12 protein-coding genes and 1 pseudogene are annotated in these 12,283 nt (G+C 35.1%); 1 reads left to right on the top strand and 12 read right to left on the bottom strand.

What is annotated here, in order from left to right; genetic code table 11:
* Nucleotides 1-130: 130 nt before the first annotated feature.
* Nucleotides 131-1,555, top strand: coding sequence for an AmmeMemoRadiSam system protein B (amrB, locus tag N2201_00650; GenBank protein ID MCX7784732.1), 1,425 nt, complete (start codon nt 131-133; stop codon nt 1,553-1,555).
* Between the two features lie 89 nt (nt 1,556-1,644).
* Here the strand turns inward: amrB and N2201_00645 are convergent, their stop codons facing one another.
* The 12 genes and pseudogenes from N2201_00645 to topA all read right to left on the bottom strand — a co-directional run bounded on the left by N2201_00645 (nt 1,645) and on the right by topA (nt 11,924).
* Entirely contained in the window at nt 1,645-2,154 is a 510-nt protein-coding gene (locus tag N2201_00645; protein MCX7784731.1) for a ferredoxin:glutaredoxin reductase, read from the bottom strand.
* Complete coding sequence (locus N2201_00640) at nt 2,147-2,431, bottom strand: glutaredoxin family protein (protein MCX7784730.1); 285 nt, start codon at nt 2,429-2,431, stop codon at nt 2,147-2,149. Before N2201_00640 ends, N2201_00645 begins: the two co-directional genes overlap by 8 nt.
* Before the next feature lie 31 nt (nt 2,432-2,462).
* The gene (locus tag N2201_00635; protein ID MCX7784729.1) at nt 2,463-2,756 is read right to left on the bottom strand and encodes a cupin domain-containing protein; all 294 of its coding nucleotides are present in this window, start codon (nt 2,754-2,756) and stop codon (nt 2,463-2,465) included.
* Nucleotides 2,757-2,816: 60 nt separating this feature from the next.
* Nucleotides 2,817-2,921: pseudogene (locus N2201_00630) on the bottom strand (NADH peroxidase).
* A gap of 47 nt (nt 2,922-2,968) precedes the next feature.
* A complete protein-coding gene (locus tag N2201_00625) occupies nt 2,969-3,463 on the bottom strand; it encodes a ferritin family protein (protein ID MCX7784728.1) in 495 nt (164 codons plus the stop codon).
* Nucleotides 3,464-3,534: 71 nt separating this feature from the next.
* A complete protein-coding gene (locus N2201_00620; protein MCX7784727.1) occupies nt 3,535-3,696 on the bottom strand; it encodes a hypothetical protein in 162 nt (53 codons plus the stop codon).
* Nucleotides 3,697-3,724: 28 nt separating this feature from the next.
* Nucleotides 3,725-4,144, bottom strand: coding sequence for a ferritin-like domain-containing protein (locus N2201_00615; GenBank protein MCX7784726.1), 420 nt, complete (start codon nt 4,142-4,144; stop codon nt 3,725-3,727).
* Between the two features lie 961 nt (nt 4,145-5,105).
* Nucleotides 5,106-5,984: a GTPase Era gene (gene era, locus N2201_00610; GenBank protein MCX7784725.1), complete on the bottom strand. Its 879-nt coding sequence runs from the start codon at nt 5,982-5,984 to the stop codon at nt 5,106-5,108.
* 17 nt (nt 5,985-6,001) lie between these two features.
* A complete protein-coding gene (locus tag N2201_00605) occupies nt 6,002-6,964 on the bottom strand; it encodes an acetyl-CoA carboxylase carboxyltransferase subunit alpha (GenBank protein MCX7784724.1) in 963 nt (320 codons plus the stop codon).
* A gap of 117 nt (nt 6,965-7,081) precedes the next feature.
* Nucleotides 7,082-8,011 carry a PorV/PorQ family protein gene (locus N2201_00600; GenBank protein ID MCX7784723.1) on the bottom strand — a complete coding sequence of 310 codons (930 nt, stop codon included), beginning with the start codon at nt 8,009-8,011 and terminating at the stop codon, nt 7,082-7,084.
* A 103-nt stretch (nt 8,012-8,114) separates the two neighbouring features.
* On the bottom strand, nt 8,115-9,248 hold the full coding sequence (locus N2201_00595) for a hypothetical protein (GenBank protein ID MCX7784722.1): 1,134 nt from the start codon (nt 9,246-9,248) through the stop codon (nt 8,115-8,117).
* Between the two features lie 516 nt (nt 9,249-9,764).
* On the bottom strand, nt 9,765-11,924 hold the full coding sequence (gene topA, locus N2201_00590) for a type I DNA topoisomerase (GenBank protein ID MCX7784721.1): 2,160 nt from the start codon (nt 11,922-11,924) through the stop codon (nt 9,765-9,767).
* Nucleotides 11,925-12,283 lie beyond the last annotated feature (359 nt).

Raw genomic sequence — 12,283 nt, 5'->3', positions numbered from 1 at the left:
ATAAACAAAGAAAATGGATATGCCCCAAATGTGGTAAAGCAAGAATGCAAAGATTAAAATCAATAAGATGAAGAGGATTATTATATTAATAATAATTTGTATTATTTTTATCTTCTCATTGGAGGCGAAGATGATAAGAGAAGCAGTTGTTGCCGGTCAATTTTATCCGGGTGACAAAAAGATTCTCCAGAAAACCGTTGATGACCTTTTAATTAAAACTACGACGCCTAAAATTCACGGTAAAATTATTGGGATTGTTGTGCCTCATGCAGGTTACCCTTATTCTGGTCCAACTGCGGCCTATGCTTATAAGGCGATAGCAGAAAAAGATATTCAAACAGTGATTATGCTTGGTCCAACTCACCGAGTATTTATTCAGGGTTTTGCGGTATATGGACAAGGCAGTTGGCAAACACCTTTGGGGCAAGTTGCAATTGATGAATCGGTTGCTCAAGCAATCATCACACAGAGCAATAAAATTAGAAATCTTCCAGATGCCCACTCGGAAGAACACTCCTTAGAAGTCCAACTTCCTTTTCTCCAGCGAACGCTTAAAGATTTTAAGATTGTACCAATTATGTCTTTGGAACCGACTTTTAACGAATGTCAAATACTTGCTCAAGCCATTGCTAATGTAATTAAAAATAAGAATGTTGTACTATTGGCTTCTTCGGACTTATACCATGGTTACTCTTATGATGCTTGTAAAAAAACTGATGCCCTAACTTTGAGTTATCTGGAAAAATTCGACCCAGAGGGTCTATATAATGCCTTAAAACAAGATAAAGCCCAAGCCTGTGGTGGCTATCCTATTGTCATTGTAATGCTTACTAGTAAATTACTCGGTGCAAATCAATCACAGATACTTCATCAGACAAATTCTAATGATGTTATGGGAGAAAGAGGAGGTTATTGTGTTGGCTATGCCTCAGCGATATTTTATAAAACAGAAACTAAATCTAAAACTGATGAAATAAAAACCAATGATATCAACCAACACGATATAATTCAATTAACGGAACAGGAGAAAAAAGAACTTTTAAGAATTGCTCGCACAACGATAGAAAATCATATTGTAGGTAAAAAAATCCCTGAATTTAAACCAATAACCGAAAAATTAAAAGAACAATATGGTGTATTTGTCACTCTAAAAAAGAGAGGACAACTTCGTGGTTGTATTGGTTATGTTCAAGGAATAAAACCACTATATCAAGCAGTCTCAGATATGGCGATTGCCGCATCAACTGAAGACCCAAGATTTCCTCGCGTAACTGCAAACGAATTAAAAGATATTACAATTGAAATTACCGTGATGACTCCTTTAAGAAGAATCAAAAACATTAACGAAATACAGGTTGGTAAACATGGTATAGTTATAAAACGAGGCTATAATCAAGGATTATTGTTGCCTCAAGTGGCAACTGAAGAAGGCTGGGACCGAGAAACTTTCTTAAAGCATACTTGTTGGAAAGCCGGCTTACCAGAAAATGCCTGGCAGGATAGAAATACTGAAATCTATGTTTTTTCCGGAACAATTATCAAAGAGTCCGAGTAATACTATACTTTAGTGTTGTTTCTGAGTTTTTAAAAAATGGAGATTATCATTAGTGCTTTTGATACAACTAAAATTTAAGCCAAGCCACCTTAGATAAATCTTTCGAACCGATCGCTTGAGACCTTACAAATTGGACAAATGTCAGGAGGCTTTTCGCGGGCGCACAAATAGCCACAAACTTTACACCGCCACACTGGTAACGATAAAAAAGTAGAAATTTCTTTGACACTTGCCCTGCGCATATTTTTTCTTATTTCTAAAGGTAATCTTCTTTCCGGAATTGAGCTGACCTTTTTCTTACCTTCGATGACTTCGCGGGTTACATATAATGCACAATAACAAGTACCAAAATCATTTAAATCGGCATCCCGATAATCACAAGGGCAGATAATATCTAAATCTTCTTCTTTGACTCCTGAGGCGATTCGACACGGACAAGATTGATAACCATACCGCTTTTCGTTCATTAGAAGTCCCTTTATCAAATCCTTAACAAATTCGGTATCAGGATTGAGATAATACCCTGATGCTTTACAATCTTTAATTAACTTTTCGTATAATGCTTGGACTTCGGTTTCGGTGATATTGACTTCAGTCATTAGTTAATGCTTGCTTGATTTTGTCTTCTTCAAAGCCAACGATACATTCTGCATCGCGAATTACAAGTGTAGGAAAAGAAAGTTTTGGATTCCATTTTTTTATTTCGGCTAAAACTTCGTCTCGTTCTTTGCCGGTAAGCAAATCGACATCAATATAATCATATGACACACCTAATTCTCTTAAGAGCGTTTTAGTTCTTTTACACCAACCACAAGTACTCAAAGCATATAACACAATTTTTCCTCTATTTTTACCTTCAATATGATTTAATTTCATTAAAGAATGATTTGGTACCTACTTTGTTATTTTATTCTAACATTACTAAATCAACTGGTTTTGGTCCTTTTACTGAAAGGAATGCCGCGGGTTCATCGCCGATATTTTCAAACGAATGGGGAATATCCATTTTACCTTGGACCACATCACCCGGCACAGCAATAAATTCTTTTTGACCGACTCGAAACTTGATTTTACCTTTAACGATAAAAAAGAGCTCATCTGTAGTGGGGTGTTTATGCAATCCGACTTTTTTGCCTACGGGTAAATTATAAATATATGGGGCAAGCGACGCATAATCACCAAAGAACGGGTTAATTTCCACTTCTGTGCCGTAAGTTATTTTTTGAGCATGGTGAATATGAATTTGTTCAAAATCAGCTGGAACTTCAACAAACTTTTCTTTTGGTGCATTACAATTCGGACATTTTTCCGGCGGTTCATTACCGATGTGAATATAACCACAAACAGTGCAACGCCATTTTTTCATATTGTTTCTCCTAAACAATAACTGAAAATTAAGAAATGTTACCTAATTTATGGTCCGACATGCATCAAGGGCCATTCGATATCGTGACTCTCAAACTTTTCCGCATTCTCTTTTTCCAGTTCCAATATCCGATAATGTCCCATTTCCATTGACGCAATATAATGAAGCATCTTTTGAATCTCAGGACTGTCCTTAAATCTCTTAGTCAATTTGGTGTAAAAATCATAGGCGGCTTTTTCGGCTTTCATTGCACTTAATAAAATCTCACTAATCACAAAGTTTTTCTCATCAAAATTTATTTGGGGTAAAGGAACTGGACTTTTTTTCGGTAAAGAAATTTTCCTTTGGGGAAATTTCTGTTTAAACAGATTTTCGAAAAATGCTCGGTGTTTTTCTTCTTCACTGGCAAGAAAATTAAATCGGTCTTTTAAGAGAAAATTTTCCACACTTTCCGCCAAACGAGTATATATGTTTCGACTCTCAACCTCGCTTTTGAGTGCGGTAACCAATAAATCTTTTAGACTATATATCGTTAAATTCATAATTATTTATCCTAAAAAACGCTGTTTCGAATTCAGGTTGATGTTACGCTGGTAAAAATCCTGTCAAAAAACTATTTCTGCTTTGGTTTCATCGATTGGCCACAACAGATAATATCACATTCTTCAACACAGCCACAAGGTTTATCTATTGTGACAACTAAACCACATTCTTGACAGGTATATTTTTTCCCTTTTTGAGTTTTTGTCTCTTTCTTGGTCTTTTTCTTTTCCATTATTGCTCCTGTAAAATTTTTCGAAATATTATATTTCTTCTAATAATCCAATAAATGTATCAAGGTGTTCTTCTTCGTCGGCTAAAATGCCTTCAAACATTTTCTTAGTTGTAATATCGCCTTCTTTTTCTGCCATTGCGATTATCTCTTTATATAATTTGACCGCGCCTTCCTCATCTTTTTTGTCTTGAGTAATCATCTGTTTTAAGGTTGTGCCCACAAAAATTGGTTCTGGTTTTGTTGTAGGAATTCCGCCCAAATAGTTTAATCGTTCGGCAATTGCTTCCGCATGTTTCATTTCTGTAATGGCGATTGCTTTCAGTTCATCTTTCACGGCAAAGGCTTTAACACCTTTCCACTGCACATGTTGCCACATATATTGAATTGCAACTTGCAATTCTCGGGCAATGGCTTTATTTAACATATCCATTAATTGCTTGCTTGCCATATCGGCTCCTTTCCACTAAATAGATTTATCTAATAATATATAATTTTATACAATAAAATTATATCTTTATAACCTAATTTGTCAAGGTTGGAGAAAATTGCAATATCTAAAATAAAAATTGAGCATTCATATCAATTATTTATTGTGGAATACATTGCAAGACTTATTTAACAAAATTATTTTCTTGTGGTAAGATTTAAATGTTAAAGGCAATTCATATTGAATGAGATTCTTAAGAGCAATAAAAAGATATTAGTGAATAGATAGATATTCATAAAATATACAAATAAATATTTCGAACTTGATGTTAGATATCGGAACTCAAAAATAACATTATTAAAGAAGATTAAGATCATAAAATTTAGTTTTAAACTAAAATTTAACAATAATGAGGATACATATATCTCGTAATTCTGAACGAGTGAAATGTTGGGATGAACTTTACCTTTTAAAAAATCATGAGTTTGAGATCGCCCTTTTAAAGTATGAGACCCTAAAATAATTTATGCGGTGAAACGAACTTTACTTTGCCCGGTGCTCATTTCAGAGCCTAGGCATATTACATATTTATATGAGAATCCGATTGTAAGAGATTCTACGCCATGTTTTATTATTTATAATTAGAATAATTTAACGAGATAATTTATAATGTTATTTGTATTTAACTTGATAATTATCTTGGCAACATTTGAATGAGTTTGACTAAATTCTAAAATTGTATGTCGTAGCCGAAATATTGTTATTCGACGTTTAGTAGAATAATCTGTTATTTGATTTTATCGTTTATAATATAAATTACTTAAAGTTATAGTTCTAAATTGAATTTGTTTTTAAAGTTTATCTTATATTCCCCAAGAATATTTTATAAAATCTATAGAGAATATCTTGTATCTATCATCTATCATGAATATCTTATGCTTATAAAGAAAGATCTTATTTCATTTTATCTTTGCAGAATATCTTATATTTTATAGAGAATATCTTTAATAAAAGATTCGTTATCACGCCAGTCTTCTTTGACTTTTACTATTAATTCCAAATATACCGGTTTATTTAAAAACTGTTCAATTTTTTTTCTGGCGGTACTGCCTAATTTTTTTATAGCGTTTCCGTCTTTACCAAGGATAATTGCTCGCTGGGTTGGCTTTTGAACATAAATTATCGCTCGAATATAAGTTTTTCCCGTTTCCCGTTCTTTAACCTCCTCGATTTCAACAATAGTTGAATAAGGGATTTCTTCACCATATTGAGTAAATATTGTTTCTCGAATTAATTCGGCAATAAAAAATCGTTCAGGTTTCTCGCTCAGTTGGTCTTTGGGATAGAATGGCTCCGCATAAGGCAAATTATTAACAATGCTTTTCTTTAGGTCTTCGATGCCATCTTGATTAAGCGCCGAGATGGGATGAATTTCTCGAAAAGGAAATTTCTGATATGCATCAATAATTGGTAATAAAGAAGGTTTGTCAACACAGTCAATTTTATTGATTGCCAGAATCATCGGGTAAGAACTGACTTTTTTAATCAGGGATACCTCTTCTTCATTCGGCGGTAAAAAAGGTTCAACTACAATCAAAAACAAGTCAGCAGTTGAGACTGCAGAGGTAATTTCTTTTTGCATTAATCGTTGCAAGGTATATTGTGGTTTCAAAATACCAGGCGTATCGATAAAAATTATCTGATAATCTTCAGCGTTAAGGATACCTAAAATCTTATTGCGAGTGGTCTGGGGTTTGGGCGTGACAATGGAAAGTTTAAAATTTAAAAGTGCATTAAGGAGAGTTGATTTACCGACATTGGGGCGACCTAAAATTGCTACATAACCGCATTTATGTTCCATTGATTCAAATTAATTACTTATGCCCGATCACGGTAGATTCCAATGTTCTGGAATTTCTCAATTCTTTGACGCACTAACTCTTCTTTTGACAGACTTTTTAATTCGGAAAGATTTTTAATGATGCTTTGTTTAAGATATTGAGAAGCCAGTCGATAATCTTGGTGGGCTCCGCCGAGTGGTTCCGGAATAATTTCATCAATTATGCCAAATTGCAATAAATCTTGGGCAGTAATTTTCAATACTTTTGCGGCTTCTTCGGCTTTATCACTATCTCGCCAAAGTATTGACGCGCAACCTTCTGGAGATATGACCGAATAGATTGCATATTCCATCATTAAGACGCGGTTACCGACGGCTAACGCTAATGCGCCGCCGGAGCCACCTTCACCGGTAATTATTGCAACAATTGGCACCCTTAATACTGCCATTTCCTTAAGATTTCGGGCAATAGCTTCGGCCTGCCCCCTTTCTTCCGCTCCGACACCAGGATATGCGCCTGGAGTATCAACCAAAGTTACAATTGGTAAATCAAATTTTTCTGCGAGTTTCATTACCCGCAGGGCTTTGCGGTAACCTTCAGGATGGGGCATGCCAAAATTTCTTAAAATCTTTTCTTTAGTTTCTCTTCCCTTTTGAGTTCCGATTATTACTAAATTCAAAAAATTGTTTTCAGCAACTTCAAGTTTTGCCAATCCTGCAATAATTGCTTTGTCATCCGCATAACTCCGGTCGCCAGCCAATTCAATAAATTCAGTGGTCATCAAATCGAGATAATCTTGAGTATAGGGTCTTAACGGATGACGCGCCATTAATACTTTTTGCCAAGGTGTAAGATTAGAATATATCTTTGTTTTTAGCCGTTCTGCCTGATTCCGCAACTTCGCAATTTCATCTTCATAACCACTTAACGGAATAAGTTCTTGAATTCGATTATAGATATCTGCAATCGGTTTTTCAAAATCCAGCCAATTGTCGGCCATATCAACACCTTAAAATTAGATTTAAGCAATCCATGATAATTTATATTTTTCTGTAATTTGTTAAAGGACTCGGCAATTTACAAACATGTAAAATTAATAGATATTGCGGATTTCTCATTAATAGCCGAAACCGATTGAAAAATGGTGAGTGTCATCCAATCCATCACTGTAAGGTGTAAATGCATATTCCAGTCGAATCTTTTTTATTATCACACCAAATCCCATTGAAATAGAACTTGGCGTACTTTTTGTTCGGCGATCTATCAGGTCTGCGAAATTATACCCAGCACGGATAAAGTATTGTTGGAAAATTTGCATTTCGACTCCGGAGTTAAATTCCAATCTTTTATCATAAACAAAATAAGAGAAATCCGAACCCAAAGCAATTTTTATATTGGGTTTAAGAGTGAAATCATAATTAATACCTGTTAAAAATCGGGTTGGCAACCAAAATTCATCGCGAATAAAATACATCGTGCGGCCAAAGTTAATTACGGAAAATCCGATATGGAATCGTGGCCAGACTTTAAACAATAATCCAATATCGATACCATAGCCAGTTGCGGTATGTTCTAAAATCTTTTCATAATAGTATCGACCAGAAATGCCTAATAACACCCTTTCGTCTAATTTTCGACTTAGATTAAGAAAGAAACTGAAATCTGATGGTGAGAATTTACCAATTTCTGTTTCGGTTGGTTGGTTAGGTCTTAATTCCAGTTCACCGTGATTAAAGTTGGTTATGCCCAGTCCTAAATTTATAATTGGTAAAGGTCTTACGGCAAATAAACTCTGTTGATACATATCAAGGAACCAATTGGTATAACTAAAACTAACTGCAGTTCTATTTAACTCACTGGTTAAGGCTGGGTTGATAAACATTGCCTGAGGACCATAGGCACAAGCAACACCAGTTCCTGCCAGGGCGTTTTCGCGAGCGCTGGGAGTAATTAGCAAAGATGGAAAACCAGTATAATTAGCATTAAGCCCAGATAATGTTAAGCATAAAAATATTCCAATTAATTTAATGTTTTTTCTTAATGTCATAATATGTATAGCCAATTCTTATTTTTTTATGCCTAAAATTAATCTTACACCTATCTTTTAGATAAGGGCTAATGAGCAAAAGATAAATTGAACAACTCATTCTTCATTTCTCAATAATTTCGACATTAGCCCTGGGTAAAAAGACTCTTTTACCGTCTTCTAATTCCAGTTCTAAGATTCGTACTTTAGATTCGGTTTCGATTTCAGTTAATTCAACCGGTAGGGAGACGACTTTACCAATCATACCAAAATTAGGTTCGCGAATTATCCGCACTAAATCACCAATTTGTAGACCGACATCAGCCGAACTATCTTTTTTAATTTGTTCAGAACTTATTTTTTTACTATCCAATGGAACGATGAGTTCGGGTCGAATTACGCCTGCGCGGATTTGGGTGGCACCATTCATTGAAGCAATTCTATTGGCCAAAGATTTAAGCAAACGGAATGTGTGGTCAGCCATTCGCATTTTACCAAAACCTTCGGTAATCATCAAGGTGATGCCGATTTTTTCAGAACCGGTAATCGCAACACCGATATCGTATCCTAAAAATTTTTTCAGAGTAGCGTCTTCAATACCGCCCACGACGACACCTTTAGCACCGATTTCGCGTGCCCATTGCAAGGTTTCAAAATCAACTATCGACCCACCGATGACTATTTTGTCTTTACAAGATTCGTCAATATCTTGTCGGGTTAACGGTTGGGACGGATTATCAACAACAACTATAATTTCACCCCGAGTTTCGCCGCCAATGCCAAAAATTCCTTGAACCAAACTGGCTTCAGTTTCAATTGCTACTCCTTGATTAGGAAAGATTTCTGACACCACGCCGTCAATATAGGCGGTAACTTCAACTGGCCGTGGCGCTTCTCGTAAAATAACTTGACCAGTAATGTCTGAGATACTCTCAACACTGCCTGTAATTGGTGATTTTACCGTTGATTTAAATATGCCAAAAAATCCTCTGGATTGGGCTAAGATTTCGTCTTTGTTTATTGGGTCGCCAACTTTTTTTAGCATCAAGGATTTAACATCTTCAGCCGGAACTCCAAGTAAACCCGCCACATTTACAGTCGTGACATCACCGGGCAATGAAGTTCGTGCAACAATATCTTCACCCTTGACGGTTTGTCCTTGATTTACTAATACTTCGCCATTTAAGGGTAACCGGCGTTCTTTACGGACCAAAGTTTTTTCTGTTACTTTAAGACCTGGTGTATAAACATGTGCCATATAAACAGCATAAAAAAAATATCTCAAAAGTCAAGAGATAATGACTAAGAATGAAGCATAACTTTCTTTTCATAAGACGATTTCCGAGGCAGTCTACGATTTATTAAACAAGATCTTATTATTAAACAAGATCTTATATCTGTTTTGAATGCATCTATCCTCTGAGACTTAAAATATTAGCAATAATACCGAACTGTAAAAATTTCTCTAAAAGATAGTCAAAACTTCTAACTGGCTAAATATAAAATGATAATTGGATTGTCTTATTACACAGAAGAACTTCCATTATTTTCTGAGACTTAAAATATTGCAACAATATCGCACTGTAAAAATATTATTGGAAGATAATCTCAATGTCTAAAGGATAGAAAAAATAGGACTATCCTACTGGGCAGATGAACTCCACTATTTCTTAAACTTAAATAATTAAAGTAAATATCGAACTTAAAAAATCTTATTAATAAATAAAAAATCTTATTAATAAATAATCCAGTATAAAACAAATAAAAAATTGACTTAACGGTCAGAACGGGATACTGCTTTTATTTTTGCTTTGTATTCGCACTCAGGATATCCGGAGCAGGCAATGAATTTCCCAAAGCGTCCTTTCCTTTCTACTAATTGTTTCCCACATTTCGGACATTTTTCATCAAGCAAAACCGGCTCTGGTTTAGGAGTCTGTTGAATGTATTTGCATTCTGGATAACCAGAACAGGCAATGAATTTACCATATCGACTTATGCGTTCCGTCAAAGGTTTTCCGCATTCCGGACATTTTGTGTCTAATAATTTTAGTGGTTCTTTATTTTCTTCTTTTTTGATATACTTGCAATCAGGATAACCCGAGCAAGCAACAAATTGTCCATATCTACCCCATCGTTTGACCAATGGTTTTCCGCACTCTGGACATTTTTCTTTAAGTTCTTCAATATTATTTCGCTTAATTTCCAAAGTTTTATTCTTTATCTTTTCTAAGTCTTCCTTAAAAGGGAGATAGAAATCATTGATTACCTTCTGCCAGGTTACTTTATTGGCTTCAATTAAGTCTAATTCCTTTTCCATTTTTTTAGTAAAACCGACCTCAAAAATATTATCAAAGCCAGAGATTAAAATATCGTTGACAATAAAGCCTAAGCGTGTGGGCAAAAGTCGACCTTGTTTTTTTTCAACATATTTTCGTTCCATAATCGTGGATACAATTGTGGCATAAGTTGAGGGTCGACCAATGCCGTTAATCTGAAGTTTTTTAATCAAAGATGCTTCTGAATAACGCGCCGGTGGCTGAGTGAAATGTTGTTCCGGATTAACTGATTTTAGGTATACCTGGTCGCCATTTTTAAGCAGGGGCAGGTCTTTTTCCGAAACTCCATCACCATAAACCTTTTCAAACCCAGCAAATTTTTGTTTTACACCTTGGGCTTGAAAAGTATATTTACCACCAACAACTTCAACATCGGTCATTAGATAAATTGAATCGTTCATCTGTGATGCCAAAAATCGACGGTAGATTAAATCGTAAAGTTTGAATTGGTCAGGTGTGAGATATGCTTTAATATCTGATGGCTCACGATGAATAGATGTGGGACGGATTGCTTCGTGTGCACCTTGAGTTTCACTGCGGTCTTTATATTTTCGTGCTGTTGGTGGCAAGTATTCGTCACCATATTTTTCTGTTATATAATTCCGCGTGCTATTAATAAACTCCTCTGCGACTCGTAAAGAATCAGTTCGGGGATAAGTGATTAGACCGGTTTCTTCATCTTTTAATTTAATTCCCTCAAAAAGTTGCTGGGCAATAAACATTGTCTTTTTAGAACTAAAGCCTAATTTGCGTGATGCTTCTTGTTGTAAAGTAGCCGTGATAAATGGCGGTGGTGGTTTATTGTGCTTCTCGTAAGAGTGTAATTTTGATATAAAATATTCGAGACCAGCCTCTAAATCTTTTTTAATTGCTTGGCTGGACGATTCGTTGGAGATTTTTTCCTCTTTGCCGTCGATTTTTACTAATAAAGCAGAAAATTCTTCATTATGCTTAGTCTTAAACACTACTTTTATCAACCAATATTCTTCGGGTATAAAGTTCTGAATTTCCCTTTCCCGCTCGACAATTAATCTTAAGGCAACGGTTTGGACTCGTCCGGCCGATAACCCACCGCGGATAGTTTTCCATAATATGGGCGAAACTAAATAGCCAACTAATCGGTCTAAGACTCGTCGCGCGGTATGAGCCGCAACTTTATTTTGGTCAATTTCTGTTGGATTGGCTAATCCTTTTTCAATACCTGTTTTCGTGATTTCGTAGAATAGGACGCGTTTTATATTTTTGCCATTAGATTGTGACTTTTCTTGGAAGTTGATATTTTTACCGTTTTTACTGATTTCTTCTGCAATATGAAATGCAATTGCTTCACCTTCGCGGTCCGGGTCACAGCCTAAATAAACTATTTGGGCTTTTTTCGCGGCATTTTTCAGTTCATTAATAATTTTCGCCTTACCGCGAATTGTAATGTAATGCGGTGTAAATCCTTGTTCAATATCAACACCTAATTTTGACTTAGGTAAGTCCTTAATATGGCCTTTGGACGAAAGCACATTAAATCGGTCCTTTAATAGCCGTTTTATAGTATGTGCTTTTGTTGGCGACTCGACAATTAACAATTTAGACGATTTTCTCATTAGTGTTATATCTTATTAAAAAAATATATATATCTTATTAAAAAAAATATATAAAATATCTTATTAAAAAAATATATAAAATCAAGAGAAATAAATACTATTTAAGATAATAAATAAAAATTTATCAGGCGATATTATCAATACCTTGGAGACATTTTGCTAAAATAAATACAGACATATCATTCTCGTTTTCTAAGAAATAAGGGCAATTTTTAGAGAGATTCGGGTAAACTTAAAAGATTAGCATATTCTTTGAGAGTAAAAATGAAAATTTGTTATTTACCAGAATGGTAAAAACACTGAAGTTTTGAGTGGTTTGCTTGACCCTTTCGGTGGTCTAATCTGCGGTCCTCTCGGCA

The sequence above is a fragment of the candidate division WOR-3 bacterium genome (assembly GCA_026418155.1).
GTDB lineage: Bacteria > Hydrothermota > Tepidihabitantia > Tepidihabitantales > CAIPLT01 > JAOABV01.
The sequence above is the reverse complement of the archived record's forward strand: the minus strand, read 5'-3'. Positions and strand labels throughout refer to the sequence as shown.

Coding starts and splice junctions, on each gene's coding strand:
- N2201_00595 (MCX7784722.1), bottom strand. CDS start 9,248: ATGGCACATGTTTATACACCAGGTCTTAAAGTAACAGAAAAAACTTTG.
- N2201_00605 (MCX7784724.1), bottom strand. CDS start 6,964: ATGGCCGACAATTGGCTGGATTTTGAAAAACCGATTGCAGATATCTAT.
- N2201_00625 (MCX7784728.1), bottom strand. CDS start 3,463: ATGAATTTAACGATATATAGTCTAAAAGATTTATTGGTTACCGCACTC.
- N2201_00615 (MCX7784726.1), bottom strand. CDS start 4,144: ATGGCAAGCAAGCAATTAATGGATATGTTAAATAAAGCCATTGCCCGA.
- N2201_00600 (MCX7784723.1), bottom strand. CDS start 8,011: ATGACATTAAGAAAAAACATTAAATTAATTGGAATATTTTTATGCTTA.
- N2201_00645 (MCX7784731.1), bottom strand. CDS start 2,154: ATGACTGAAGTCAATATCACCGAAACCGAAGTCCAAGCATTATACGAA.
- era (MCX7784725.1), bottom strand. CDS start 5,984: ATGGAACATAAATGCGGTTATGTAGCAATTTTAGGTCGCCCCAATGTC.
- N2201_00640 (MCX7784730.1), bottom strand. CDS start 2,431: ATGAAATTAAATCATATTGAAGGTAAAAATAGAGGAAAAATTGTGTTA.
- topA (MCX7784721.1), bottom strand. CDS start 11,924: ATGAGAAAATCGTCTAAATTGTTAATTGTCGAGTCGCCAACAAAAGCA.
- amrB (MCX7784732.1), top strand. CDS start 131: ATGATAAGAGAAGCAGTTGTTGCCGGTCAATTTTATCCGGGTGACAAA.
- N2201_00620 (MCX7784727.1), bottom strand. CDS start 3,696: ATGGAAAAGAAAAAGACCAAGAAAGAGACAAAAACTCAAAAAGGGAAA.